General features: G+C 59.7%; 20 protein-coding genes. 9 read left to right on the top strand and 11 right to left on the bottom strand.

Annotation, left to right across the window (positions count from 1 at the left end):
• The first annotated feature begins 178 nt into the window (after positions 1–178).
• Together H2Z84_RS18975 and H2Z84_RS18970 are read left to right on the top strand one after the other, a co-directional pair.
• On the top strand, positions 179–793 hold the full coding sequence (locus H2Z84_RS18975; RefSeq protein WP_181837342.1) for a M15 family metallopeptidase: 615 nt from the start codon (positions 179–181) through the stop codon (positions 791–793).
• Positions 794–938: 145 nt separating this feature from the next.
• Positions 939–1,769 carry a hypothetical protein gene (locus H2Z84_RS18970; RefSeq protein ID WP_181837341.1) on the top strand — a complete coding sequence of 277 codons (831 nt, stop codon included), beginning with the start codon at positions 939–941 and terminating at the stop codon, positions 1,767–1,769.
• A 190-nt stretch (positions 1,770–1,959) separates the two neighbouring features.
• Here H2Z84_RS18970 and typA read toward each other — a convergent pair whose 3' ends face one another.
• The gene (gene typA / locus H2Z84_RS18965) at positions 1,960–3,774 is read right to left on the bottom strand and encodes a translational GTPase TypA (RefSeq protein WP_103523230.1); all 1,815 of its coding nucleotides are present in this window, start codon (positions 3,772–3,774) and stop codon (positions 1,960–1,962) included.
• Positions 3,775–3,925: 151 nt separating this feature from the next.
• On the opposite strand from typA, the gene H2Z84_RS18960 reads away from it, so the two are divergent.
• Positions 3,926–4,810 (top strand): hypothetical protein, encoded by an 885-nt coding sequence (locus tag H2Z84_RS18960; protein WP_181837340.1) that lies wholly within the window; start codon positions 3,926–3,928, stop codon positions 4,808–4,810.
• A 158-nt stretch (positions 4,811–4,968) separates the two neighbouring features.
• Here the strand turns inward: H2Z84_RS18960 and H2Z84_RS18955 are convergent, their stop codons facing one another.
• Positions 4,969–5,958: an NAD(P)H-quinone oxidoreductase gene (locus H2Z84_RS18955; RefSeq protein WP_258869486.1), complete on the bottom strand. Its 990-nt coding sequence runs from the start codon at positions 5,956–5,958 to the stop codon at positions 4,969–4,971.
• Positions 5,959–6,064: 106 nt separating this feature from the next.
• Here H2Z84_RS18955 and H2Z84_RS18950 point away from each other — a divergent pair, with 106 nt between their 5' ends.
• Positions 6,065–8,500: a heavy metal translocating P-type ATPase gene (locus H2Z84_RS18950; protein WP_181837339.1), complete on the top strand. Its 2,436-nt coding sequence runs from the start codon at positions 6,065–6,067 to the stop codon at positions 8,498–8,500.
• Positions 8,500–8,697 (top strand): cbb3-type cytochrome oxidase assembly protein CcoS, encoded by a 198-nt coding sequence (gene ccoS, locus H2Z84_RS18945; protein WP_181837338.1) that lies wholly within the window; start codon positions 8,500–8,502, stop codon positions 8,695–8,697. Before H2Z84_RS18950 ends, ccoS begins: the two co-directional genes overlap by 1 nt.
• A gap of 53 nt (positions 8,698–8,750) precedes the next feature.
• Here the strand turns inward: ccoS and H2Z84_RS18940 are convergent, their stop codons facing one another.
• Positions 8,751–10,244: a C69 family dipeptidase gene (locus H2Z84_RS18940; protein WP_220272909.1), complete on the bottom strand. Its 1,494-nt coding sequence runs from the start codon at positions 10,242–10,244 to the stop codon at positions 8,751–8,753.
• Between the two features lie 270 nt (positions 10,245–10,514).
• Between H2Z84_RS18940 and H2Z84_RS18935 the strand changes: the two genes are divergently transcribed.
• Together H2Z84_RS18935 and gloA2 are read left to right on the top strand one after the other, a co-directional pair.
• On the top strand, positions 10,515–11,831 hold the full coding sequence (locus H2Z84_RS18935; RefSeq protein ID WP_181837337.1) for an MFS transporter: 1,317 nt from the start codon (positions 10,515–10,517) through the stop codon (positions 11,829–11,831).
• Between the two features lie 272 nt (positions 11,832–12,103).
• Positions 12,104–12,514 (top strand): SMU1112c/YaeR family gloxylase I-like metalloprotein, encoded by a 411-nt coding sequence (gene gloA2 / locus H2Z84_RS18930; protein ID WP_181837336.1) that lies wholly within the window; start codon positions 12,104–12,106, stop codon positions 12,512–12,514.
• Positions 12,515–12,608: 94 nt separating this feature from the next.
• Here the strand turns inward: gloA2 and H2Z84_RS18925 are convergent, their stop codons facing one another.
• From H2Z84_RS18925 to H2Z84_RS18910, 4 genes are all read right to left on the bottom strand, one after another.
• Positions 12,609–14,675 (bottom strand): putative bifunctional diguanylate cyclase/phosphodiesterase, encoded by a 2,067-nt coding sequence (locus H2Z84_RS18925; protein ID WP_181837335.1) that lies wholly within the window; start codon positions 14,673–14,675, stop codon positions 12,609–12,611.
• A 111-nt stretch (positions 14,676–14,786) separates the two neighbouring features.
• Positions 14,787–16,832, bottom strand: a complete 2,046-nt coding sequence (locus H2Z84_RS18920; RefSeq protein ID WP_181837334.1) for a methyl-accepting chemotaxis protein — start codon at positions 16,830–16,832, stop codon at positions 14,787–14,789.
• A gap of 474 nt (positions 16,833–17,306) precedes the next feature.
• The gene (locus H2Z84_RS18915; RefSeq protein ID WP_181837333.1) at positions 17,307–18,242 is read right to left on the bottom strand and encodes a TauD/TfdA dioxygenase family protein; all 936 of its coding nucleotides are present in this window, start codon (positions 18,240–18,242) and stop codon (positions 17,307–17,309) included.
• Between the two features lie 175 nt (positions 18,243–18,417).
• On the bottom strand, positions 18,418–19,326 hold the full coding sequence (locus H2Z84_RS18910; RefSeq protein ID WP_181837332.1) for a LysR family transcriptional regulator: 909 nt from the start codon (positions 19,324–19,326) through the stop codon (positions 18,418–18,420).
• A 90-nt stretch (positions 19,327–19,416) separates the two neighbouring features.
• Here H2Z84_RS18910 and H2Z84_RS18905 point away from each other — a divergent pair, with 90 nt between their 5' ends.
• Both H2Z84_RS18905 and H2Z84_RS18900 read left to right on the top strand, forming a co-directional pair.
• Entirely contained in the window at positions 19,417–20,220 is an 804-nt protein-coding gene (locus tag H2Z84_RS18905) for a substrate-binding domain-containing protein (protein WP_181837331.1), read from the top strand.
• A gap of 2 nt (positions 20,221–20,222) precedes the next feature.
• Entirely contained in the window at positions 20,223–21,518 is a 1,296-nt protein-coding gene (locus H2Z84_RS18900) for an MFS transporter (protein WP_181837330.1), read from the top strand.
• A gap of 409 nt (positions 21,519–21,927) precedes the next feature.
• On the opposite strand, the gene H2Z84_RS18895 is transcribed toward H2Z84_RS18900, so the two are convergent.
• From H2Z84_RS18895 to ssuD, 4 genes are all read right to left on the bottom strand, one after another.
• Positions 21,928–22,113, bottom strand: a complete 186-nt coding sequence (locus tag H2Z84_RS18895) for a hypothetical protein (RefSeq protein ID WP_181837329.1) — start codon at positions 22,111–22,113, stop codon at positions 21,928–21,930.
• 398 nt (positions 22,114–22,511) lie between these two features.
• On the bottom strand, positions 22,512–23,474 hold the full coding sequence (locus H2Z84_RS18890; protein WP_181837328.1) for a sulfonate ABC transporter substrate-binding protein: 963 nt from the start codon (positions 23,472–23,474) through the stop codon (positions 22,512–22,514).
• A 37-nt stretch (positions 23,475–23,511) separates the two neighbouring features.
• Positions 23,512–24,354, bottom strand: a complete 843-nt coding sequence (locus H2Z84_RS18885; protein ID WP_181837327.1) for an amidohydrolase family protein — start codon at positions 24,352–24,354, stop codon at positions 23,512–23,514.
• On the bottom strand, positions 24,351–25,502 hold the full coding sequence (gene ssuD / locus H2Z84_RS18880) for an FMNH2-dependent alkanesulfonate monooxygenase (protein WP_181837326.1): 1,152 nt from the start codon (positions 25,500–25,502) through the stop codon (positions 24,351–24,353). The genes H2Z84_RS18885 and ssuD overlap by 4 nt, the downstream gene beginning before the upstream one ends.
• Positions 25,503–25,540 lie beyond the last annotated feature (38 nt).

Genomic DNA, 25,540 nt, shown 5'->3' with positions numbered 1-25,540 from the left:
CGCAAATAATGATGCCACCACCACGGTGCAGGTCATGTGCGGGCAGCTTGTGCCGCCGGTAATTGCTTCACCCTGCCTGCTCGTGGAAGATACGGGGCGAATGCGACTTACATGATGGCCGTGCCTGCGGCATGCCACTTGTTTGCCATCACTTTGTCAGATCAACCGGAATTGCCCTATGTCCACTACCACCATTCAGCTGGAAGACGTACTCAACCACCCGGAATACATCTCAATCCACCAGATGCCCGGCATCCATCTGGATTTGCGCTACGCCGGAGTGGACAACTTCATCGGACACAATCTGTATGGTGATTTTGATGGCGGACTGCTACACCACCAGGCTGCCAGCCAGCTGGCCCGGGCTGTGACAATCCTGCAAGCGGAACGACCGGGCTGGCGCTTGCGGGTGCTGGATGCGCTGCGGCCCGGACGGGTGCAGCGTTTGCTGTGGGACAGGGTGAAAGGTACGCCGCAGCATATTTATGTAGCCGACCCGGCGCGTGGCTCAATCCACAGCTTTGGCATGGCGGTGGATGTGACGCTGGAGGACGAATACGGACAAGAGCAAGACATGGGCACCCGTTTTGATGATTTCACACTGCTGGCGCAGCCTGCACAGGAAAGGCAGATGTTGCAGGCTGGCCTACTCGACTATCAGCAACTAGAGCTGCGTCAGTTGCTGCGTGGCTGTATGCAGCAAGCAGGTTTCCATGGCATTGCCAGTGAATGGTGGCACTTCGAAGCGGCTGATCGTGGCTGGATTCGCGCCAATATGCTGCTGGTGGAATAGTCTCACCCGGTCATGCTTAGCGCGCCAGCGGGGTTGCGCTGACTTGACGCCGGTCGGGAAATCAAGTCTCATCCACCCTGGAATTATTAAAACAATTTAAACAAATATCCGAATCCTGGCGGGCATGGTGCAGATGAGTGAGGCAATGAAAGACAGCGTGACCTATAGCAGTGCCGCTTCGTTTTCACAATTACAGTTGAAACTACAGGCTATTATTCGCCGCAGCGCAGACCCTGCCCTGCGTCAGCTGAGCCTGGGTGCGCTGGAACGGATTTTCGCCATCAAATCGATGTTGTGCATGCCGTTTGACATGGTGTATGCCAGCCAGGCCGCCCGGCTGAGTGAGCAGCTGGGTGAGAGCACTTTTGCTGGTTTCATCCGCAGCGAGGACGGGCTCAACCAGCTGGAACAGGAAATGCGCAAGGTATTTTCTTTTATCGAACGCCAGCATGGTGGTGTGGTATTCCAGCGGCTTAATGGGCTGGCGGCAGCGCTGGCCTGGGACATCATCGAAGCGCTGCTACGCGACTTCATCGAGCTGAGCTGCAACCGCAGCCCGCTACTGGTACTGGATGCGCTGGAACAACTCAAACCGATCCACCGTGACAAGCTATTCCGCAGTGAAGTACTGCAGCGCCATGATTTTGCCGTACAGCACAAGCTGGGCAGCATTCTGCTGGAGGAAAACAATATCCGTGGCGTGGAGCGCCTGCGTTTGTGGCTGAAGCTGCTTTTCCCGCAGGAGCGCATCCTGCTCGCCTATCTGGACGACCCGCTGCTGGACACCCTACAGGCACGGCGCGAGGCCATTCTGCACGACCACAAGACTCAGGATGCCACACTGGTGCTCAGCCGGGACGATGTCAATATTTCGATTATCCGTGCCATCAAGCTCTGTCTGCTGCTGTCGATGGATGTCAGCACGATGCCCTCGCCTGCCGCACAGCCGGCCTCCACCGCACTGGCCCAGCTCTGACTGCGTAAGCAAAAAAAATCCCGGCGCAGGCCGGGATCAAACGTTTAGCGGGGATAGATACGAGGCGGGAACCTCGTATTTGAATTTATATCTATCAAATAACCCCCAGTCAATCAAATATTTGCTTACATATAAAATCAGCCATAAAAAAAGGCAGCCATTGGCTGCCTTTTGTCACTCCGCTGAAAGATCAGGAAGCTTGCTTGTTCATCTTGCGACGTTCGTTCTCTTGCAGGTAACGCTTGCGGATACGAATGGACTTGGGCGTGATTTCTACCAGTTCGTCATCGTCGATGAATTCCACGGCCGATTCCAGAGTCATCTTCATCGGGGTGGTCAGGCGAACGGCTTCGTCAGTACCGGAAGCACGCACGTTGGTCAGCTGCTTGCCCTTGACCGGGTTAACCACCAGGTCGTTGTCGCGGCTGTGAATACCGATGATCATGCCTTCATACAGTTTGTCGCCCGGGGAGACGAACATGCGGCCGCGATCTTCCAGCTTCCACAGTGCATAGGCCACGGCTTCGCCGTTTTCCTGGGAAACCAGCACGCCATTGTGGCGACCCGGCATGTCCGGCTTGACCGGGCCATAGTCGTCAAATACGTGGCTCATCAGGCCGGTACCGCGAGTCATGGTCATGAAGTCGGACTGGAAGCCGATCAGGCCACGTGCCGGAATATGGTATTCCAGGCGGGTACGACCCAGGCCGTCGGATTCCATATTGGTCAGTTCGCCACGGCGACGGCCGATTTCTTCCATGATACCGCCCTGGTGATCATCTTCCAGGTCGATGGACAGGTTTTCGTACGGCTCGCACTTTTCGCCGTTCACTTCCTTGTACACCACGCGCGGCTTGGCCACAGCCATTTCAAAGCCTTCGCGACGCATGCTTTCCAGCAGGATGGTCAGGTGCAGTTCGCCACGACCGGATACGCGGAACACGTCGGAGTCTTCGGTTTCTTCAACACGCAGCGCAACGTTGGTCAGCAGTTCCTTGGTCAGGCGGTCACGGATCTGACGGCTGGTGACGAACTTGCCTTCGGTACCGGCCAGCGGCGAGGAGTTCACCATGAAGTCCATGGTCAGGGTCGGCTCGTCCACGGCCACCATCGGCAGGCCTACCGGTTGTTCCTTGTCACAGATGGTGACGCCGATACCGATATCGTCCAGACCGGAAATGATGATGATGTCGCCCGCTTCGGCTTCTTCAACCGGAACGCGCTCCAGGCCCTGGTAACCCAGCACCTGGTTGATACGGCCGGAAGCGACTTGCACTTCGTGGTTCATCACGACAACTTGCTGACCCGGCTTGATGCGGCCATTCAGTACACGGCCAACGCCCAGGCGACCGGTGTAGGTGGAATAGTCCAGTGCGGAGATTTGCAGCTGCAGCGGCGCTTCCGGATCGCCCGGCGGGGTCGGAACGTGCTTGAGCACGGTTTCGAACAGCGGACGCATGTTATCGGACTCTTGATCCAGTTCCAGCTTGGCAAAGCCGTTCAGGCCGGAAGCATAGATGATGGGGAAGTCCAGTTGTTCGTCGGTGGCGCCCAGCTTGTCGAACAGGTCGAAAGTTTGGTCTACCACCCAGTCCGGACGTGCGCCCGGACGGTCGACCTTGTTGATCACCACGATCGGACGCAGGCCCAGGGCCAGGGCTTTCTTGGTCACGAAACGGGTTTGCGGCATCGGGCCTTCAACGGCATCCACCAGCAGCAGTACGCCGTCTACCATGCCCAGTACGCGTTCCACTTCGCCGCCGAAGTCGGCGTGTCCCGGAGTGTCCACGATGTTGATGTGCACGCCTTCGTATTCGATGGCGGTGTTCTTGGCCAGAATGGTAATGCCACGCTCTTTTTCAAGATCGTTGCTGTCCATTACGCGTTCATCTACCTGCTGGTTCTCGCGGAAGGTGCCGGACTGGCGCAGCAACTGGTCAACGAGGGTGGTTTTGCCATGGTCCACGTGGGCAATAATGGCAATATTACGAATCTGTCGTGTCATGTTTCGGAATTCGGTCGGTTGAAGCGGAAAAATCGTACGATTCTATCACGTAGCACAGGCTTAACCCAAAGCATTATCGCGACAAGGCATGATGATTTGGTTACACTGCGCGCCATTTCCCCCTGCAAACCCGGATATTGAGGAGTCGACCATGTATGACTGGGACGCCCTGTGGCATGAACATGAAGGCTATCGCACCGGCTTCGATGTGCAGCACAACGACGCCAACCAGCTGGCCGACGAGCTGTCGGCCAAGCTGATGAAACCGGCGCAACACCCCACCGATGTGGCGGTATACGAAACGGCAGACAAATTCATCCTGGCCGGCCACGCCGATGGGCTGCAGCTGCTGGAAGTGTTCAAGCACGGCCTGTTTGACATCACCCTGCGCCTGGTGAGCGAGGACGAAGGCCTGGAACTGACGCTGCCTTATGTGGAAATCCATGTCGACAATCTGGCCACAGAAGAACAGGCCGTGTGGCGTGGTGCCGTTCGCCGCGATGAAGAAGGCCGCATCTGGATAGACAGCCGCACGTTGGATGAGCAGGTGATGCCGGCCATGCCTTTTGACGAACTGTCCTTCACCGACAACGCCCGCTTCCGCGACGCGCTGCACCGGGTATGGGAAGAAGATTTGCCCACGCTGCGCCCGCTGATCGAAGCCTGGTTTGATCACACTTCGCTGACGGGCGAAGCAGAAGCACACCACTATGGCGATGAAAGCCGGGTACAGCAGATCTGCGACCGCTACGCGGAAATCGTCCGCCGCGAGCAGGCTGTATTGTCCCGCCAGTTCTCTGATGCCGAGTTGCAGCTGATTGCCCATGTACTGCAAAACGTGCGTTTTGAAGACGCCGCATCCTGCCGCGGCGTATGGCTGGCGGTGGAAGCCTGCATGATAGACGAGGAGCTGGACCAGCATTTCAAGCTGGATGGCGAGGCACTGCTGGGCAAGATGAAAGCACTGTCCTACGCCCAGGAAGTCGCCCTGATCGAAGCATTGTCGCCCTTGCCAACTGCCAGCACCGCCGAATAGGCCTGCCGGTACAGCCAGGAAGCAAGGCCCGCTCTCGCCAGAGGCGGGCTTTTTTTGCGGGCAAAAAAAGGGGAACGATAGCCGCATCGTCCCCTAATCCCATCCATACCAGTCAGAGGCAGAGCACCTCCCACTCGGTGCAATGTACTGACGCCGGATTACGCAGTGATGACAGGAAAGAAGGTCAAAACGACTTTCCCCAGATTGGCATTGGCCTCCATGTGGGCATGCGCCTCTGCCGCCTGCTGCCAGGGGTAGCTGCTATCCAGCGTCAGTTGCAGCTGTCCGGCCAGCAAGGCTGGCAACACCTCCTGCGCCAGCGCCTGCGCGAGACGGGCCTTGGCCGCCAGCGGCTGCGAGCGCAGGGTGGAACCAATCAGCGACAGCCGCTTGACCAGCAGCAGGCCCAGATTGAGTTCGCTCTTGCTGCCGCCCATCAGGCCGATATTCACCAGCCGGCCATCCTGCTTCAGGCTAGCCATGTTTTCTGCCAGATAAGATGCGCCGACCGGGTCGAGAATCATGTCCACCCCGCCCCACTCCTTGATCGTGGCCGAGAATGCCGGCAGCGCCTTGTAATTGAATACCTGCTCCGCTCCCAGCTGCTGGCAAAAGGCCAGCTTGTCGGCACTGCCGGCACTGGCGAAAGGATGCGCACCCAGCCAGCGCGCCAGCTGGATGGCGGTGGCCCCGACACCGCTGGCGCCGGCATGGATCAGGATATTTTGCCCGGCTTGCAATTGCCCCACCTGCACCAGGTTCAGCCAGGCCGTCATCCATACCTCGGGCAGGCTGGCTGCTTCCGCCCAGGACATGGCATCCGGTTTGGCAATGGCCAGCGCCTCGTCCAGCACGGCATATTCGGCATAGCCGCCACCGGCGATCAGGCCGAATACCGCATCGCCCTCCTGAAAGCGGCTATCCGCATCAGCCTCGATCACCACTCCGGCCACTTCCAGCCCAAGAATGCTGCTGGCGCCGGGCGGCGGCGGATAATGCCCACTGCGCTGCACGATGTCGGCACGATTCACTCCGGCGGCCATCACCTGCACCAGCAGCTGACCGGACTGACGCTGTGGCCTAGCGGTTTCTCCCAGATAAAGCGTGTCAGCACCACCGGGTGCACTTTGTAAAATCGCCTGCATCATCTTGATTTGCCTTTCCTTGCACGGCCTGTTCTTTAGCGAATTTCACCCGTCATGAAACTGAGCCAGATCAAGCAATGCGTCCGAGTATTGTTTACAATGGCGCGCCATGACTGATCACTGCTTCCATTGCGGCCTGCCCGTCCCCGAGACTGTCGATTTTCCGGTGCGATATCGCGAAAAAACCGAAGCCACCTGTTGCGCCGGCTGTCAGGCCGTGGCGCAGACCATTATCGACTCCGGGCTGTCCGACTACTACGCTCACCGCACGCAGGGCGCGCGCCAGGGTGAGGTATTGCCGGCCGATATTTTGCAGCAGATTCAGCTGTACGACTCGGAAGAATTGCAGAAAAGCTTTGTCCATGTCAGCGAGGGCCAAACACGCGAGGCCGCGCTGATGCTGGAAGGCATTACCTGCGCCGCCTGCGTCTGGCTGAACGAGCAGCACATCCGCCAGCTGCCCGGCGTGCTGGCTGTGGACATCAACTATACCAGCCACCGCGCACGGGTTAGCTGGGATAACAGCCGCATCCGGCTGTCGCAGATCCTGCAGGCCATCACGGCCATCGGCTATCGCGCCCATCCTTATGATGCTGAACGGCAAGAGGCACTGGCACAGAAGCAGCGCAAGCAGGCCATCAGCCGGCTATGGGCGGCCGGCCTGTCGATGATGCAGGTAATGATGTACGCCGTGCCGGTGTACCTGGCGCCGGATGGCGACATCGACCCGGACTTCCTGTGGCTGCTGCACTGGGCCAGCCTGATCCTGACCCTGCCGGTGATGCTCTACTCCGCCGTGCCCTTCTATCAGAACACCTGGCGCGACCTGAAGACTGGCCGTGTCGGCATGGATACCCCCGTCACCATCGGCATTTTCACCGCCTTTTTCGCCAGCCTGTGGGCGCTGATCAACAAGATTCCACATGGCGTGTATTTCGACTCGGTATCAATGTTCGTCTTTTTACTGCTGGGCGGGCGCTATCTGGAAAGCATTGCCCGGCGCAAGGCTGGCGAGGCCACCGAGAGCCTGGTACGTCTGATTCCGGCCTTTGCCCACCGCGCCAACGACTGGCCGGCCAGCCGTGATACCGCGGAAACCACGGTAGCCATGCTCAATCCCGGCGATGTGATTCTGGTAAAGCCGGGGGAAACCATTCCCGGCGATGGCCTGGTGCTGGATGGCCATAGTGCCGCCAACGAGTCGCTGATCAGCGGCGAGAGCCGCCCGGTCAGCAAACAGGCCGGTGATGCCGTGGTAGCCGGCAGCGTCAATACCAGCAGCCCGCTGTTTATCCGCATCAGCCAGACTGGCCAGGAAACGCGGCTGGCCGGCATCGTTCGCCTGCTGGACAAGGCGTTGGCCGAAAAGCCGCGATTGGCCGTCGCCGCCGACCGCTTTGCCAGCTGGTTTGTCGCCCTGCTGCTGCTGGCAGCGGCGGCCAGCTATATCGCCTGGCACTTCATCGAACCCGCACGTGCACTGTGGATCATGGTGGCTGTGCTGGTGATTTCCTGCCCCTGCGCGCTGTCGCTGGCCACGCCGGCTGCGCTGACCGCCGCTACCGGCCACCTCGCCGCACTGGGCGTACTGACCACCCGTGGCCACGCTTTGGAAACACTGGCCAAGGTCAGCGATGCCGTCTTCGACAAAACCGGCACCCTGACGCATGGCGACATGCGTCTGCGTGGGCAGCAGGTGCTAGCCGGGCTGGACGATGCCGCCACACTGGCCATCGCTGCCGCGCTGGAGCAGGCATCGGAGCACCCGGTGGCACAGGCGCTGAAACTGGCGGCAGCCGACCTGCCGCTGCCGGCCACCGAGCGGCTGGACAGCACGCCGGGCAAGGGCGTGGAAGGCGTCATCGCCGGCCAGTCCTGGCGGTTGGGTTCGGCAGAGTTCATCAATGAATGGCTGCCCGCACCTGCGCAGTTACCGCAAGACTGGCATGCCGACTGCACCCTGGTGGTGCTGGCCAATCAGCAGGTGGCGCAGGCGGTATTTGCCATTGGCGACACCGTACGCGATGACGCCGCCGCCATGGTGCAGGCCTTGCGCCAGCGTGGCATTGCCATTCACCTGCTCAGTGGCGATGGTGCCAGCGCGGTGCAAAGCCTGGCCGACAGCCTGGGCATCAGCGACTGGCACGCCCGCGCCACTCCGGAAGACAAGCTGGCCTTTGTCGGCCGGTTGCAGCAGGACGGCAAACGGGTGCTGATGGTGGGTGACGGCATCAATGATGCGCCGGTACTGGCCCGCGCCGATGTATCGCTGGCGATGGGCGGTGGCACCGACGTGGCGCGCGCCAGCGGCGACATGGTGCTGATGGGTGACCAGCTGGCGCTGATCCCGGCTGCATTGACGCTGGCCCGCAAGACACTGGGTGTAATCAGGCAAAACCTGTGGTGGGCTGCCGGGTATAATCTGCTGGCGCTGCCCTTGGCAATGACCGGCCACGTCACTCCGTGGCTGGCCAGCCTGGGAATGGCCGCCAGTTCGCTCATCGTGGTGAGCAATGCCCTGCGACTCGTCAAACGGAAATCCTGATGGAAAGTCTTTACCTGCTTATCCCGCTTAGCATCGTGCTGGCTTTTGTCATCGCCGTGGTGTTCTGGTGGGCCACCCGCTCCGGCCAGTTTGACGACATGGAAGGCCCGGCCCACCGCATCCTGATGGATGATGACCGTCCGGCCACACCTAAGGCAGACGCTCCCACCCCACCCGAGGCCGACTCGCGCGGCTAGCACGCCCATGCACGCCAGCCGCACTGCACTGCCCGATTCAATTTGGCACACCCTTACAGCGCCTTGATTTTCTCCAGCTCTGCCGGGCTGTATTTTTTCTCCGTGGATTTGGTGATGTCCGTCAGCAAGGTGGCGTTGAGATCACGCGCCGCTTGTACGCCCCACAGCATCATGCCGTTGCTCCATTGATTGGCAAAAGCCAAAGCAGCATCCGGCGCAGTGGCGTGCAAGCTGCGCAGCATGGCATCCACGGCAGGCTGCTGCGTGGTCAATCGCGCTTCCTGCTTGCCTTGCCAGGTCTTGAGCAAGGGGCCGTATTTGGCTGGCTGGGTCTGCGCCAGAGTGGCATTGGCGCGGAAAGCCCAGTATGCCGATACGGTATCGTAAGTGGCCGACCCCTGGCGTAGCGGCTGCGGCACATCCTTGAGCGCACCTTCATACAAGGGCAGCAGCAGTGCTCCTGCCGGGCTGCCAAATGATTGCCAGGTCAACGCGGCCAGCTCCGCCGGCATGTCCGCCCGCAATTGAATGATGTGCGTTTCGATGGTGCGATCCACACCCATCGGACGGTCGGCATCCTTGACCGTAGCCAGTGCGGTGCCATCAAAACGTGCGCGCAGTACCCGTGCCACATCACTTACCGAAATCGCCTTCTCGGGCTTGATGGCCAGCGGATACTGCTGCTGGCGGATTTTCTGGGTGAGCGCAGGATTGAGCAGATGCTGCCCCAACCATTCGCGATCCACATTATAGCGATCGCCAATCACGCCAAAGGCCTTGGCAAAGTTGAAACGGTGGCGATCCACCTTGTCCAGCAGGCCATGCTTGCTGACGAAGTCAGCCAGGCCAGGACTGGCTATCACATTGGCCGTGTCATCCAGATCGATATCATGCAAGCGCAGGCCATTGGCCACCATGATGTAGCTATCCTGTGGCACGCGATAAGCAAGGTAATGATGGCCAGAGCCGATCTCCATATACCAGGCTTCCTGCAGGTCGGCGATCAGCACACCATTGCCCTCACCCGCACCGTAACGGTCGATATAGCTGGCCAGCAAGCTTACCGCCTCACGCGCAGTGCGCGCCTGTGGTAGCAGCAAGGATGGAATGGCCGCCTCTATCACGCCGCTATCGATCAGCGGATCGGCCTTCTTGGCGCGCTCATTCACTTCGGCGCTATTACTGGCAGATACCGCCACATTATGCTCGTTGACTCCGCGCTCTTCGTACAAGCCATCACCACTTGGCGTGTCACCGTTCCAGTCCATCAGCCCGCTATAGCGCAGCAAGTGCGCCGGAGCCGGTACCTTGAGCCCGTTCTTGAAGCTCAGCACCTCGTCTTTTTCCGCATTGCGTGCGGCGTGCAATACCAGCCGCTTGTTCCAGTTGTTGATGTAATAGTCTTCGTTGCGCGCGATGATGACCGATCCATCGGCCGAGGCTTTGTTGCCCACCAGCAAGGAAGAACAAGCCTGCGCCGCATCGGCAGCAGCCAGCAAGGTGAGTACGGCAAATGAAATGGCAGACAAGCACCTGGTGTGTGACATGATATTTCCCATATACAGTAAATTAGTGACATGAAATGCTATTACTGTGGTTGATTTCATGCACGACTCCACCTGCACGCCAGTTGACTTTCATCAAGAATATTCAAACATGCTAATACGCATCACCATACCGTTCACCGCAAAATTGCTGGCCTGAACAAGCACGAGCAGCGGCAGCAACCGGCAAGCCCAAGAGTGTCACCCAGCAAGGCTGACAGCGGCTTTTGAATACGTTAGCATGCGCTTCTTGCCTTTTTGTGCTGACAAACCGTGAAAACAGACTTCAGTTTTTTTGGCTCCCGCCGCTTTTTGCCCTTGTTCGGCACACAGTTTTTGGGCGCATTCAATGACAACCTGCTGAAAACCGCCATTGTGGTGCTGATCAGCTACCACGGCCTCAGCCTGAATGGCATGTCGCCGGAACTGCTGGTGAATATGGCAGCCGGGGTGTTCATCCTGCCTTTCTTCCTGTTTTCCGCCACCGCCGGCAAGATTTCCGAGCGCTTCGACAAGGCCATCATCGCCCGCTGGATCAAGCTGGCGGAGATCGGCATCATGCTGCTGGCTGGCGCTGGTTTCTTTATGCATAGTGCCGGGCTGCTGATGTCCGCACTGTTCCTGATGGGCTGCCATTCGGCGTTTTTTGGCCCGCTCAAGTATTCGGTGCTGCCACAATACCTGGACGAGCACGAACTGGTGGGCGGCAACGGCATGATCGAGATGGGCACCTTCCTGGCCATCCTGATCGGCCAGATCATCGGCAGCCTGATGACCCAGGGCGGCCCGTGGATCACCGTTAGCCTGCTGCTGGGTACCGCGGTGTGCGGCTGGATGTTCAGCCGACGCATGCCGGCAGCCCCGCCCGGTGCGCCACATCTCAAGCTTTCCTTCAACTTTATCGGCGACTCGGTGCGGCTGGTTGGCGAGGCCTGGCACATCCGTGATGTGCGCAGCGCCATTCTCGGCATTTCATGGTTCTGGCTGATGGGTGCGGTATACACCACCCAGCTGCCTACTTTTACCCGCTTGCACCTGGGGGGTGATGCCGACGTTTACACCGTGATGCTGGCGCTGTTCTCCATCGGTATTGGCCTGGGCTCGGTGATGTGCGCCAAGTTGTCGCATGGGCAGTTGCAGCTGGGGCTGGTATTGCTGGGTAGTGCCGGCATGACACTGTTTGGCGGTGATCTGGCATTGGGAGCCATGTCGCACTACCACGGCACCCTGCTGACACTGCCGGATTTTCTAAGCCAGATCAGTAACTGGCGCCACATGCTGGATGTCGCCATGCTGGGCTTCTTCGGCGGCTTCTTTACCGTGCCGCTTTACACCTGGCTGCAGCTATCCAGCCCGGACAGCTTCCGCTCGCAAGCCATTGCCGCCAACAACATCATCAATGGTTTCTACATGGTGGCTGCTGCACTGGCCAGCGTGCTGGTGCTTAAGCAGTTCGACAATATCTCTTACCTGCTGCTGGGCACCGCCGTGCTGAATATCCTGGCCACCGCCCACCTGCTGCTACAGGCCCCCATCATCTGGCAGCAGCGCAGCCACTGGTTGAAAACCCTGCTGGAAGACCGCCGCTAAGCCATCCGGCACGGCGTAAAAAAAGACCGGCCACCACAATGTGGTGCCGGTCACAAGAGCATTCGGTGGTGTCAAGGCCCGAAACCACCGAAAGCGGGAGGGTCGCCAACAGGCTGTCAGAGTGTGATGGCCTGTTAACGGCAGATGAGGTTCCGAGAACAGAACCAGCGTCTGGGGTGCTGAGTGTCAGTCAGTGGCGCTATTGTGCAAGCCTGGCCATCATGCGTCCAATTGATTGAAATTAGATTTTCAATATAGATTATCTATTAACCATGCCAGACACTCCCCTGCCGCTACGCGGCCTGCACCACGTCGCCCTGATTACCGCCGACTACACCCGTGCGCGCGACTTTTACCACCGTATTCTTGGCCTGCCCATCGTCAGCGAGAGCTGGCGGGCCGAACGCCAGTCGTGGAAGCTGAATCTGCAGTTGCCAGATGGTACGCAGCTAGAACTGTTCAGTTTCCCCGCCCCGCCGCCACGCCCCAGTTGGCCGGAAGCCTGCGGCTTGCGCCATCTGGCCTTGAGTACGGATGATCTGGATGGCGTGCGGTTTACGTTGCTGTCGCAGCAAGTCGCCTGCGAAGAGATACGACTGGACGAGCTGACCGGACAGCGCTTTTTCTTTTGCCAGGACCCGGATCAGCTGCCGATCGAGTTTTACGAAACCACCACGCCGTAGTTTTGGCCGCTGCTGTCTGCTTGTCGTTGCCAAGCAGACAGCGGTACCGAATCAAGACGGGCGCATGGCGCGCGGCAAGCAGGCGCAACACTGCTCAGCTTTGGCCGGGACGAATGAAAGCGAGAAAATCCCGGCATGGCATGGGCCGGGCAAACAGATAGCCCTGGGCGTAGTCGCAGCCGGCAGCCAGTAGCAGCTGACGCTGTGCTGCGGTTTCCACTCCTTCGGCAATTACCTTCATGCCTAGCTTGTGTGCCATGGCGATGACGGCCTCGGTAATGGCGAGGTCGGTATTGTCACTGGCCAGACCAGCGATGAAGCTGCGGTCTATCTTCAGATAGTCGATATTGAATTTTTTCAGATACGACATGGCGGAGTAGCCCGTGCCAAAGTCGTCGATGCTGACCTCTACCCCGGCCTGATGAAAACCCAGCAGGGTATTGACTACCAGCGGCCGCTCATCCAACAGCAGACCTTCGGTGATTTCCACCGCCAGGCAGCCAACTGGCAGCTGCCGTTCGGCTATTTCATGCAGCCAGTGGCGGCAATCGCCACTGATGAACTGGCGCGGTGAGATATTGACGCTAACCTGCCCTTCCGGCCAAGCCGCAATCAGCTCCAGCGTCTGTTGAAATACCAGATTGCCGATATCGCCGATCATGCCGATTTCCTCGGCCACCGTAATGAAATCGCCAGGCAGCAGCATGCCCTGCTCGGGGTGGTGCCAGCGCAGCAGGGCCTCCGCCTTGACGACACGGCCACTGGCCAGCTCGACAATCGGCTGGTAATACGCTTCGAAATGGTTGTCACGCAGGGCCTGGCGCAGGCTATTGCCCACCAGTTGCCGACGTTGTGCTTCTATTTGCAAGGATGGGGTGAAATAGCTGAAGCCATTACGTCCGGCTGCCTTGGCCGCATACATTGCCTGATCGGCAAAGCTGACCAGGGTTTCCAGCTGCGTGCTGTCATCCGGATACAGGGCAATACCGATGCTGGCCGACACATAAACCTGATTGCTGCCCAGCAGGAAAGGCAGGCCCAACAAGCGGATGATTTTACCGGCTACCAGCCCGGCCGCCTGGGCATCGCTAATATCGGGCAGGATGACCACAAACTCATCCCCGCCCTGGCGCGAGACAATATCACTATTGCGCACCACCGCACGGATGCGCTCGGCTGCCTGTTTCAGCAATTGGTCGCCCATCAAGTGGCCAAGCGTGTCGTTGACTTCCTTGAAGCGATCCAGATCGATAAACAGCAAGGCCAGATTGCTGTGTTTGCGCCGCGCCCGCTCCAGCTCTTTGGCCAGGCTATCACGCAGCAACCGCAAATTGGGCAGGCCGGTCAGCGCATCGTAGTTGGCCTCGTGCCAGATGGCCTGCTCCATGCGCTTGCGTTCGCTGATATCCAGCATCAGGCCAACCAGGCCGCCCAGGCTGCCATCGGCCTTGTCAAACGTCGCCTTGTAGAACATCACCTCGTGTCGGCTACCATCGCCATACACCACCTGGGTTTCGTAAACCTGGGTGCCACGGGTATCAAACAGGCTCTGGTCTGCCGCCTGGTAACGGGCCGCCAGATCCGGTGGGGAAATATCGAATACGGTGTAGCCGATCAGCTCGCTGCGCGGCTTGCCCAGGTATTGCTCGAAGGCACTGTTGCAGCCGATATAGCGACCGGTTTCGTCCTTGTAGAACACCGGATTGGGAATGGTGTCGATCAGGCGGGTGATGAATTGCAGCTGGTCCTTGACCGCACGTTCGGCGGCATTGCGTTCGGATACGTCCAGCAGCATGCCGATGATGGCCGGGCGCTCGCCAAAGCGGGTGCTGACCCCGAAAACCTCTACATCCAGCTCGGAACCATCTTGCCGCACACCACGGAATACATAGTGGCTGCTCTGGCTGTCGCCCTTGATGCGACTGTCGATTGCCCGGCGCACCATGGCCTGGTCGCGCGGGGCGGTGAGCTGGCGCGGGCCCATGCCACTGCATAGCTGTTGCTGGCTGTAGCCAAACAGCTCGGCCAGCCTGGCGTTGACGAACACGAAGTGATCGTCCTGAATGACGTACACCCCGATCAGGGCATTGCTGCACAGCCCCAATAGCAAAGGCCCTGCCTCGTGCAGCAGCCCGTCCAACGTGGATGCGGTCTGGTTCATGATGTCGGCTTGCCCCTAGCGCTGGCGGTGCTCGAGCACCGCCCTGTTTTGTTTATAGCGCGCAGAATACCCTAGCCGACAACAATCCGCCCAGCTTACCGACAGGCCGTATCAGAGCTTGAAACGGCTGATGCTGGTGCGCAGCGCCTCTGCCAGCCCCACCAGCGTGGCCGCTGCCTGGGCGGCTGCCCTTGCCTTGCCGTGATTGCCATCAGCTTGCTGGGCGATTTTTTCCACATTGAGCGCGATATCACGGCTGGCCGCATCCTGCTCGCCCAGCGCATCGGAAATGCCGCTGACAGCCTCGCCCACCTGGGCCGCGCCGGCCTGGATATCCTGCAGACTGCTGGCTGCCTGGCTGGCACTACTGACGCCGGCATCCACCTGTTGTGCACCGGCTTCCATATGTTCCACCGCCATACGGGCACCGTCCTGAATCTTGCTCACGGTATCGGTAATCTGCAGTGTGGACTGGGTAGTACGCTCGGCCAGCTTGCGCACCTCATCGGCCACCACGGCAAAGCCGCGACCAGCCTCGCCTGCCCGTGCTGCTTCGATGGCAGCATTCAATGCCAGCAAATTGGTCTGGTCGGCGATATCGCGAATCACGGTCACCACTTCGGCAATGCGCTCGGACAGGCCATCCAGCTGGCGCACGGTGCCGCCCGCCTGTTTCACAGCAGCAGCAATCTGCCCCATGGTGTTGGTGGCCTGGGAAACCACCTGCACGCCGGATTGCGACTGCACGCTAGCATCGGCAGCCATCTGTCGCGCCAGATCAGCATGGCGCGCCACCTGATTGATGCTGCTGCTCATTTCTTCCACGCAGGCGGCCATGGTGCTGGCTGCTGCATTCTGCTCGCCCGAGGCGGTGGAAACATCTTCGGAAATGCTGACCAGCGATCTGGCCTGCACCGACAAGGAGGCCAGGCTGCGCTCGACCTCGCCAATCATCTCACGCAGATGGCTACTCATGGCGTCGGCCGCATGCAGCAATTCGCCCACCTCATCCTGGCTCGACGCCTGAATGCGCACGGTCAGGTCACCGTCGGCCACGCGACGGATGGCAGCCACCGCATGCGCCAGCGGACGGGTCACCCACAGGCGGCTGGTCCAGAAGGTGGCAGCCAGCAGCAGGCCGATCATCACGATGATGCCCACGGCCAGGCGCCAGCGCATGGCCTGCAACTGGGCAGCGAACTCATCCTCATAACTGCTGGCGGCCACAATCCAGCCCCAGCGCTCGAAGGTATCGAACACGGCAATCTTGGGACGCACTGCCTCGTTGCTGTCTGGCTTGGCCCAGTGGTAATGCAACACGCCCTGCTTTTGTTCCAGCATGATGCGGTTGATGGCCAAACCGTCCTTGTCCTTGAAATCCAGCAGATTCTTGCCCTGGGAATGCGGGTGAATCATCATGCGGCCCGGCTCGTTGCGGCTATCAAAAGCATAGATGTAGCCAGATTCGCCAAAGCGCACCGACATGATTTTCTGGCGCAGCGCAGCCAGACTGGCGGTGAATTCCTCACCGACAAACAAGGCAGCCACCACTTGTCCAGCCTCGTTCTGCACCGGCGAGTACAAGGTCATGAAATCGCGACCAAACAGCTGAGCCGGGCCGGTATAAGCATGGCCGGCATTCAGGCTGGCATAGGCAGGCGAGTCGTGGCTCAGCGGGGTGCCAACTGCACGGCTGCCGTCTTCTTTCTTGACCGAGGTGGCAATACGAATCCACTCGCTGCCATCCTTGACAAATACCGTGGCCAGCGAACCGGTGGCGCGGGTGAAGCGATCCACCTCCAGCGCGCTGTTATTGATGACATGCTCGCCAATACGCAGCACTGGCAGGGCTTTGCCGGCGGTATCCATCCGTTCGCCACTCAGCATAGGCTGCCCTGGCAGGTTGGCGCGCAAGGCTGATTCGGCCAGCGCGGCCGAGCGTTCCAGCTGCGCGGCATAGGCATCCATCATGTCGATGACCTGACGGTTGGCCTGGCGCATTTCCTGCTGCTGCTGTTGTTCCATGCGCTGGCTTTGCCAGTGGGTCAGCCAGATGCCGGCTAGTCCGAGTACCACCAGCAACAACAGGGATAACACCAGGTTAAGCTTGGCGGCAATGCTGAGCCTGCTGGTAAAAGCGTTGAATTGATTTGACATGATGATGGCCAGGGTATGTGTGCGTGCCGGAATGCTGGTCCCGCATCACTAGCGGCAACCGTTTAGCACATTGGTCTAATTTTGCCGTGGCATCATAATATGGAAATGATATTTGAATGCAGCCAATTCTTAATAAAATTGATAATTATCAATCGACAATGATTTGCACTTAGCCCATGCGGATGGCCGGAAATTACGGCAAGTGGCAACAAGATTGCCCCTGATTGCAATGACAGTGAGCAATGCTGAAGAAAATGGCGGAAAGAAAGGTTTTTGTTGCGAAGTACGGGGCATCCAGTGGCTGAATGCCCCATGATAGATTGGGTTGATTGCCCCTTGCACGGGCCAGCGTGGGGCAAGGCGAAATGACCAAAAGAAGTGGGAAGGCGGAGTCTACATACCGTAAATGAGTATTCCGCAGGCGTTTTAAGGCGCCCCCATGTCGGCTAAATCCAGCTGCTTAGGGACAGGTTTTTATGCGGCTGACAGCACCTTGCCCGCCGCTTGCGGGCCGTGGTCACGATAGGCCGAAACCCGTTCGCCCCAGCGCTCGAAAGGATAATAATCCCAGATCGCATGATGCTGGGTGGCCCAGTTATCCCACAGCAACAGGGTATCCGGCTGCCAGTGAATGCGGGCCTGGAAGGACTGGTGTTTTTCGATGTGACGGAACAGCAGCTGCAACAAGGCGCGGCTTTCCGCCCGGCTCAGCTGCACGATGTGCGAGGTGAAGGCTTCGTTGACAAACAGGAACTTGCGACCGCTGACCGGATGACGGGCCACCACCGGATGTTCGCTGGCATTGAATACCTCACCGGGCTTGGGCTCGGCACCATAGCCATTGCTCCACCCTTCCTTGCCGTCGTGGACGGCAGTCAGCCCTTCCAGCAACTGTTTCAGCGGATCGGACAAGGATTCGTAGGCCAGATACAGGTTGGCAAATGCCGTATCTCCGCCGCCCACTTCCGGCAGCCGGGTCACTCGCAGCAACGAGGCCCAGATCGGGTGCGGATCGCAAGACACATCGTTATGCCAGGCATCGCCAGCGGTATAGCGGGTGCTGCGTCCGGTTTTCCAGCCCAGGATTTCCGGATCATCACTGCGCGCGGTCAACTGGGTGCTGTCGCCCAATACGTGGCGGTGCAGGCTGCCAAAATGCCGGGCAAATGCCTTGTGTTCTGTGGCACCGATGGCCTGCCCGGGGAAGGTCAGTACCAGGAAATCTGTGAGCGCCTGGCGGATTTCCTCCAGCTGTGCCGGTGGCAGGGGCTGACCCAGGTCCACGCCGCGGATTTCCGCGCCCAGCGCCGGTGACAGGCGACGCAAGTCCAGATGTTGGTACTGATGCACTGTCCGGGTATTCCAGCCTTCGATGGCCAGCTTGTCGTTGTAATCCTGATAAAAACTCATCTCGCAGCCTCGGGTGCCTATGGGAAAAATGGTGGCCTTGCCCTGCGGCAAAACCACTTGTCAGACATGGATATTAAGAAATCCACCCGGCATTCCCAAGCAAGAAATTGCGGATAGCTTATTCAGAAAATCGCAGTAAATTCCCAACGTAAACCAGCGATCTGCCAGCCGCGTCTTATGGCTGCCCTTGCGAAAATGCCAGCTTCAGTTGGTCGATCAGTTGCTGCAGCAAAGGTGAGTTCTGGCTGCCCTTGCGCTGAATCAGCCCCAGGGTGCGCGACAAGGCCGGCTCGCTGATTTCAATGCCCACCAGCATGTGTTTTTGCGCCTGAGTCAGGCTCAGCTCGGGCACGATCACCGGGCCCATGCCGGCCAGCACCATGCCATAGGCACCGGACAGGTGATTGGCCTCGTAGTAGACCTGCGGCCGCTCGGCCAGCGCGGCCAGTTGATGATCGATCAGCAGGCGGTTGCTGCTATGCGGCGAAACTGAAACCAGCTTTTCGCCCGCCAGCTCCTGCCAGCGGACACTGCTACGGGATGCCAGGCGGTGATCGCGGCGGACCACCAGCAGATAACGCTCGGTCAGCAAGGGCAGGAAATCGATGCCCGGATCTTCGCCGCCAATAAAATTAATACCGAGATCAGCCCGGCCATCCAGCACGCTGGCCAGTACCTCTTGCGCATTTTCATCAATGACCCGCAAGCGGTGTTGCGGATGCTCACGGGCAAATACCGCCAGCACCTCTGGCAGTAATTGCTGGGCTACCGATGGAATGCTGGCGATGGTCAGCATGCCGCAGCGCAACTGCTGGCGCTGGCCCATGCCGTGCATGGCGGCCTCCAGCTCCTCCACCACGGCCTGTGCGTGCTGCAGGAAATGCTCCCCCTCACCAGTCAGCCGTACGCTGCGCGTGGTGCGCTCCAGCAGCCGCACCTGCAAGGCCTGCTCCAGCTTGTCGATGCGCCGGCTTAAGGCCGGCTGGGACAGATACAGCGTCTCGGCGGCGGCCTTGAAGCTGGACTTTTCCGCCACCGCAATAAAGGCCTGCAGCTCATTGAGCTCGAAATTGATGCGCGCCATTTATTAATCCATGAATTAATTGCAATTAACTATTTAATGCGTCACATGCATTATTCGTCAAACGCTAAAACACAACAACAGGAGAGACGAATGCATGCACCCACCTTGGGCTGGTGCCGTTGTGCCATCAGCCTGCTACTGTTTGGCAGCCTCTGCGGCACGGCGGTGGCAGATGAACTGCGCGTAGTCAGTTCCGGCGGTTTTGCCGCCGCGCTGAAAACACTGGCCCCGCGCTTCGAACAGCAAACCGGCCACCATCTGTTGCTGGACTGGGGCCCCTCCATGGGCGACACCGCGCAGGCCATTCCCCAGCGCCTGGCCCGTGGCGAGCCGGTCGATGTGGTGGTGATGGTGGGCAACGCGCTGAAGAAACTGCTAGCCAGCGGCCAACTGGCAGCGGACAGCACCACCCTGCTGGCCAGCTCGCGCATTGCGCTGGCAGTCAAGGCCGGTAGCCCGCATCCCGATATCAGCAGCCTGCCGGCACTGCGGCAAACCCTGCTCGACAGCAAGTCGCTGGCTTACTCCGACAGCGCCAGCGGGGTATTCCTGTCGACCGTGCTGTTCGAGCGTCTGGGTGTGGCCGAAGCAATCAAGACGCGCAGCCGCATGATTCCTGCCGAACCGGTGGGCATGGTGGTGGCGCGGGGCGAGGCCCAGCTGGGCTTTCAGCAACTGAGCGAGCTGATCCCGGTACATGGCATTGATATTGTCGGCTTGCTGCCCGAACAGGCGCAGCTGGTCACCGACTACTCTGCCGCTGCGGTACAAAACAGCCGCCACGCCAGCCTGGCCCGCCAGTTCATCCGCTTTCTGGCATCGCCACAGGCGGCCGAAAGCATCCGCCAGACCGGGCTGAGCCCGACTGCCACCACCGCACAACAAGGAGGCTGATCATGCAGCACACCCGCCAACAATCCAGCCTGTCCATGGTGCTGCGCGTCACCAGCGGCAACTTTCTGGAAATGTTCGATTTCTTTCTCTATGGCTTTTACGCCAGCTATATCGCCAAAACCTTTTTCCCGGCAGGCAATCTGTATGCCTCGCTGATTCTGGCATTTGCCACCTTTGGCGCGGGCTTTCTGGCCCGCCCGGTTGGCGCCATCATCCTCGGCAGCTATATCGACCGCATTGGCCGGCGCAAGGGTCTGATCCTGACGCTGTCCATCATGGCCTGCGGCACGGCGCTAATCGCCTTTGTCCCCGGCTATGCCACCATCGGCCTGCTGGCCCCGGTACTGGTGCTGATCGGCCGCTTGCTGCAGGGTTTTTCCGCTGGTGTGGAGCTGGGCGGCGTATCGGTTTATCTAGCTGAAATGGCCACGCCGGGGCGCAAGGGCTTTTTTGTCAGCTGGCAATCGGCCAGCCAGCAAGTTGCCATCATGTTTGCTGCCGTGCTGGGCTATGGCTTGCACAAGCTGCTGCCGGCTCAGCAAATCGACCAGTGGGGATGGCGCATTCCGTTTTTCATCGGCTGCCTGATCATTCCCTTTCTGTTCATGATTCGCCGCTCCCTACAGGAGACCGATGCCTTCCTGGCGCACAAGCAGCACCCCAGCTTTGCCCAGATATTGCGCTCGATTGCCGACAACTGGCGGCTGATTGCAGCCGGCATGCTGCTGGTGGTGATGACCACGGTGTCTTTCTATCTGATTACCGTGTACACCCCTACTTTTGGCAAAAGCGTGCTGAAGCTGAGTGAAAACGAAAGCCTGCTGGTGACCTTCTTTGTCGGGCTGTCCAATTTCATCTGGCTGCCCATCATGGCTAGCCTGTCCGACCGCATCGGCCGCTGGCCGCTGATGCTGGGCTTCAGCGCACTGACCATACTCAGCGCCTACCCTGCCCTGAGCTGGCTGGTGGCCAGCCCCAGTTTCGCCCGCATGCTGAGCGTGGAGCTGTGGTTGTCCTTCCTGTATGCCAGCTATAACGGTGCCACGGTGGTGGCCCTCACCGAAATCATGCCGGCGCATGTCCGTACCGTTGGCTTTTCGCTGGCCTACAGCCTGGCCACTGCGATTTTTGGCGGCTTCACGCCACTGGTCAGCACGGCATTGATCGATGCCAGTGGCGACAAGGCGGCCCCGGCCTACTGGATGATGCTGGCCGCGGCCTGCGGCCTACTGGCCACCCTGGCGCTGTACCGGCAGGACATGCGCAACTTCTTGCGCAACCGGGCTCAGACCGCCTGACGCTTTACCCTCCGTTTGCGATGCCACCCAGTTCTGGCAATGCACCAGCCTCCATCAAGGAGGCTGTTTTTTTGTCAGCTGCCGAACCGCCGTCAGCAAACAGTTGGCGGGCACTCTGCTAGCGTGACAAGTCGTGGCTATCCGTTTGCGTGGTGCCCGGCAGCGGTCGGGATAAGGCAGTGAACTGGCCGGTCGGCAGCAAGGACAAGGAAAATAAGCGTACTGAAGTCAGTGGGCCGGGTTCAACGCGCACGCCGGCTAGTACCGGCTTGGCTATCAGCACAAGACCGAATAAGTGGCAGGGCGATGTGGCTTGGGTGGCAGCCATGTAGCATGGCCGCGATGGGGAGTGGCTTGGCAAGATGAGCCTGCCGGGAGGTCGGCCGGCAAGCACTGCGATCAAACTGGCTTAGAAATCATCCAGTGTGCAGGGTTGAGTCTCTTCTTCGATATCTTTCAACAACAATATCTTGATGGGTATGACCATTTCCCTGATGTCCTGCTTGGCACGGAAAGTATCCGCCTCCAACTGGCACAGTACCAATTGAAATGCCAGCTCCAGCATGGCCTCGATATTGGGGATTTTGGCGTCCAACTATTTTTCCTGCTCGGTATGCAACTATTTGATTTTTACTGCAGCGATCGATGTGGTGACACAGATCGCTGTACACCTCAGCAGTATCATGCCATTTGGGTGTTTTCGTCCATAAAATAACGAATATCTCAGCGATAAATAAGGAAAAATTAGCTGCATCGACGAGAAAAATGCCAGATATATAGCACTATCTATTAGCAATGCTTTTAGCATTTTTTACATGCCGCCGGTACCGGCACAGTACAACCCTGCAGGACGACAAAAAGCCGGCATTGCACGTACAATGCCGGCCAGCCTCAAACCACCAAAGCCCAGCTCAGGCGGCATTCCCGGCAGCGAGCAAACACTGCGCTGGCGACTCGCCTGTTCCCGGGGATAATCTATTCAGGTGGTCGCGCTTATTTGCCATCCCACACGATGTCCTTCACCACCAGCGGCTTGGGAATCAGCTTCAGCTTGAAGAAGGTATCGGCAATGCGCTGCTGCTCGGCCACCACCTTGCCGTCCAGCAGCTTGACGCCATAGCCGGAGCGCTTGGCCGCCACCTGCACAATGTCCTTGTCCAGGCCAATCTGCCCGGACAGCTCGGCTGAGACTTCCGGAATATGGCTCTTGCCCCAGGCATCCAGCCGTTGCAGCTCTTCCAGCACCACCTTGATCACCCTGGGATTGCTGGCCACATAAGGCTTGCGTGCCAGATAAAACTGGGTGTTGTTGACGATGCCCTTGCCGTCCGCCAGCTGGCGGGCATTCAGTTGCTTCTCGGCCGCAGCCAGGAAGGGATCCCAGATCACCCAGGCATCCACACTGCCCTGTTGGAAAGCGGCGCGGCCATCGGCCGGATTGAGGAAGACCGGGGTGATGTCTTCATATTTCAGCCCGGCCTTCTCCAGTGCACGCACCAGCAGATAGTGCACATTGGAGCCCTTGTTCAGCGCCACGCGCTTGCCTTTGAGGTCTTTTACACTGCGGATGGGCGAATCCTTGCCCACCACAATGGCCTCGCCTTCCGGTGCGGCCGGTTCATTGGCCAGGTACAGCAGGTCAGCACCGGCGGCCTGGGCAAAGATGGGTGGCGTTTCACCGGTAGTGCCCAGGTCCACGCTGCCCACGTTCAGCGCTTCCAAGAGTTGCGGGCCGCCGGGGAATTCCGCCCATTTCACCTTGACGCCCAGCGGGGCCAGTCGTTTTTCCAGCGTGCCCTGTGCCTTGAGCAGCACCAGCGTGCCGTATTTCTGATAACCGATATTCAGCGTGTCGCTACCTGCCGCCAGCGCGCTGGCCGACAACGCAGACAGTGCGAAGCCGGCAGCGGCCAGCAGGCCCAATACGCGACGACGGGTGGGGTTGAAGTGTTGCATCACGATTCCTTGTTGTTTGCAGTATGAATTTATGGTTTTACAGGCCGAACAGGCGGGCGGCGTTGCCGTACAACACCTTGTCCAGCACATGGGGCCGCAGGCCCAGGCCGTGCAGATCGTCTATCGACTGGCCTATCGGCCGGAAGGGATAGGACGAACCGAACAGCAGCTGGTCAGCCATGAAGCCGTTGGCCGCCTCGATATACAGCTGGCTGCCGGGCAAAAACTGATACATGTCCGGTACCACCAGCACGTTTTCGTGACGGAAGGCAATGCCGACAATCTCCGCCACCCGCGGCCAGTAGCCGTGGTAGCAAACAATCGGCAAGTGCGGAAAATCGGCCGCTACCCGCGCCACCCCGGCCGGGTCGTTAAAGTGCGGGTCCGGCGTGGTGGGGCCCGACATCAAAAACACCGGCACGCCCAGCGCGGCGCAGGCCTCATAAACGGGGTAGTACACCGCATCGTCCGGCTGGCGCGCCGGCACGCCAAAGCCCGGTTCGATATCAATACCGGCCAGGCCCAGTTGCTGGATGGCGCGTTCCACCTCGGCCACTGCCGCCTGTTCGCCCTGCAAGGCCGGGTCCACCCCGGCAATGCCCAGCAGGCGCTCATGGCCATGAACGATGTGATGGATAGTGTCGTTGGGCAGGTGCTGGCCCGGCGTATGCCGCCCCACCACCACTGCGTGACTGAGGCCGGCGTTTTCCACTTCATCCAGAAAACCCTGCTGGGTGAGCGAGGAGACAAAGTGCTGGTCGTCACGCGAACCCACGCGGCGGTTGAGCCAGCGCGCGGCTTCGTAAGCCTGCGTGCCGGGCGAGGCGCCGAAGAAATCGTGCAGGAAGGCCGGCCTGCAGCGCATATCGATTACCTTCATGCGGCCTCCGTTTCGGCCACGGTTTTCTGCACCACGGTGCTGGCATCAAACGGGCCGCCGGTCTGCACGCGGTCGTCGCCATACACCCAGCGCTTGCCCGGCAACAGCGGAAACACCAGTTCGGCAAAGCGGTAGGCTTCTTCCAGATGCGGGTAGCCGGACAGGACAAAGCTGTCCACGCCCAGGTCGGCATATTCTTTCAGCCGCGCAGCCACGGTTTGCGCATCGCCTACCAGCGCAGTACCGGCACCGCCACGCACCAGGCCGACCCCGGCCCACAGATTGGGGCTGACTTCCAGCTGGTCGCGCCGGCCACCGTGCAGCGCGGCCATGCGGCGCTGGCCTTCGGAATCCATCGCAGCAAAACGCTGCTGCACCTTGGCAATCACCTCGTCATCCAGATGGCTGATCAGCGCATTGGCGGCCGCCCAGGCTTGCTCGGTGGTTTCGCGCACAATCACATGCAGGCGCACGCCAAAGCGCACGGTGCGGCCCAGCTTGGCGGCGCGGGCGCGTACATCGGCAATCTTCTCGGCCACGGCGGCCGGGGGCTCACCCCAGGTGAGGTAGGCTTCCACATGCTCGGCCGCCAGGTCGTGCGCGGCATTGGACGAGCCGCCAAAGTACAGCGGTGGCGCCGGTTTCTGTACTGGCTCAAAGAAGTTCTGCGCATTTTCCACCGTGTGGTATTTACCGGCGTAGCTGACGGTTTCCCCGGCCAGCAGGCGTTTCCAGATATGCAGGAACTCGCTGGCTTCCTCATAGCGCTGGTCGTGATCGAGGAAAATGCCATCGGCAGCCAGTTCGGCCGAATCGCCTCCGGCCACCACATTCAGCAGCAGGCGGCCATTGCTGGCCTGGTCCAGCGTGGCGGCCATGCGCGCAGCGGCGGTGGGCTTGGTCAGCGCGGTGCGCAGCGCCACCAGCAACTTCAGGCGGCTGGTCACCGGCACCAGGCTGGAGGCGGTCACCCACGGATCCAGGCAGCCGCTGCCAGTGGGAATGAGGATGCCGTCATAACCCAGATTGTCCGCCGCTACGGCAATCTGCCGCAGGTATTCGTTGCTGACGGCGCGGCCGGAGCCGGACTGCCCCAGATAACGGGTATCGCCGGAGGTCGGCAGAAACCAGAAGATGTCGAGACTCATGCTGCTTCCTTTGCTGGCAGATTGCATGACACCGCAGC

It is taken from the genome of Aquitalea aquatica (assembly GCF_013911085.1).
In the GTDB taxonomy this organism is placed as follows: Bacteria; Pseudomonadota; Gammaproteobacteria; order Burkholderiales; family Chromobacteriaceae; genus Aquitalea; species Aquitalea aquatica.
The sequence above is the reverse complement of the archived record's forward strand: the minus strand, read 5'-3'. Positions and strand labels throughout refer to the sequence as shown.

What these genes read in the sequence shown, in the direction of transcription:
- H2Z84_RS18975 (WP_181837342.1), top strand. Translation starts at nt 179, where the DNA reads ATGTCCACTACCACCATTCAGCTGGAAGACGTACTCAACCACCCGGAA.
- H2Z84_RS18970 (WP_181837341.1), top strand. Translation starts at nt 939, where the DNA reads ATGAAAGACAGCGTGACCTATAGCAGTGCCGCTTCGTTTTCACAATTA.
- typA (WP_103523230.1), bottom strand. Translation starts at nt 3,774, where the DNA reads ATGACACGACAGATTCGTAATATTGCCATTATTGCCCACGTGGACCAT.
- H2Z84_RS18960 (WP_181837340.1), top strand. Translation starts at nt 3,926, where the DNA reads ATGTATGACTGGGACGCCCTGTGGCATGAACATGAAGGCTATCGCACC.
- H2Z84_RS18955 (WP_258869486.1), bottom strand. Translation starts at nt 5,958, where the DNA reads ATGATGCAGGCGATTTTACAAAGTGCACCCGGTGGTGCTGACACGCTT.
- H2Z84_RS18950 (WP_181837339.1), top strand. Translation starts at nt 6,065, where the DNA reads ATGACTGATCACTGCTTCCATTGCGGCCTGCCCGTCCCCGAGACTGTC.
- ccoS (WP_181837338.1), top strand. Translation starts at nt 8,500, where the DNA reads ATGGAAAGTCTTTACCTGCTTATCCCGCTTAGCATCGTGCTGGCTTTT.
- H2Z84_RS18940 (WP_220272909.1), bottom strand. Translation starts at nt 10,244, where the DNA reads ATGTCACACACCAGGTGCTTGTCTGCCATTTCATTTGCCGTACTCACC.
- gloA2 (WP_181837336.1), top strand. Translation starts at nt 12,104, where the DNA reads ATGCCAGACACTCCCCTGCCGCTACGCGGCCTGCACCACGTCGCCCTG.
- H2Z84_RS18925 (WP_181837335.1), bottom strand. Translation starts at nt 14,675, where the DNA reads ATGAACCAGACCGCATCCACGTTGGACGGGCTGCTGCACGAGGCAGGG.
- H2Z84_RS18920 (WP_181837334.1), bottom strand. Translation starts at nt 16,832, where the DNA reads ATGTCAAATCAATTCAACGCTTTTACCAGCAGGCTCAGCATTGCCGCC.
- H2Z84_RS18915 (WP_181837333.1), bottom strand. Translation starts at nt 18,242, where the DNA reads ATGAGTTTTTATCAGGATTACAACGACAAGCTGGCCATCGAAGGCTGG.
- H2Z84_RS18910 (WP_181837332.1), bottom strand. Translation starts at nt 19,326, where the DNA reads ATGGCGCGCATCAATTTCGAGCTCAATGAGCTGCAGGCCTTTATTGCG.
- H2Z84_RS18905 (WP_181837331.1), top strand. Translation starts at nt 19,417, where the DNA reads ATGCATGCACCCACCTTGGGCTGGTGCCGTTGTGCCATCAGCCTGCTA.
- H2Z84_RS18900 (WP_181837330.1), top strand. Translation starts at nt 20,223, where the DNA reads ATGCAGCACACCCGCCAACAATCCAGCCTGTCCATGGTGCTGCGCGTC.
- H2Z84_RS18890 (WP_181837328.1), bottom strand. Translation starts at nt 23,474, where the DNA reads ATGCAACACTTCAACCCCACCCGTCGTCGCGTATTGGGCCTGCTGGCC.
- H2Z84_RS18885 (WP_181837327.1), bottom strand. Translation starts at nt 24,354, where the DNA reads ATGAAGGTAATCGATATGCGCTGCAGGCCGGCCTTCCTGCACGATTTC.
- ssuD (WP_181837326.1), bottom strand. Translation starts at nt 25,502, where the DNA reads ATGAGTCTCGACATCTTCTGGTTTCTGCCGACCTCCGGCGATACCCGT.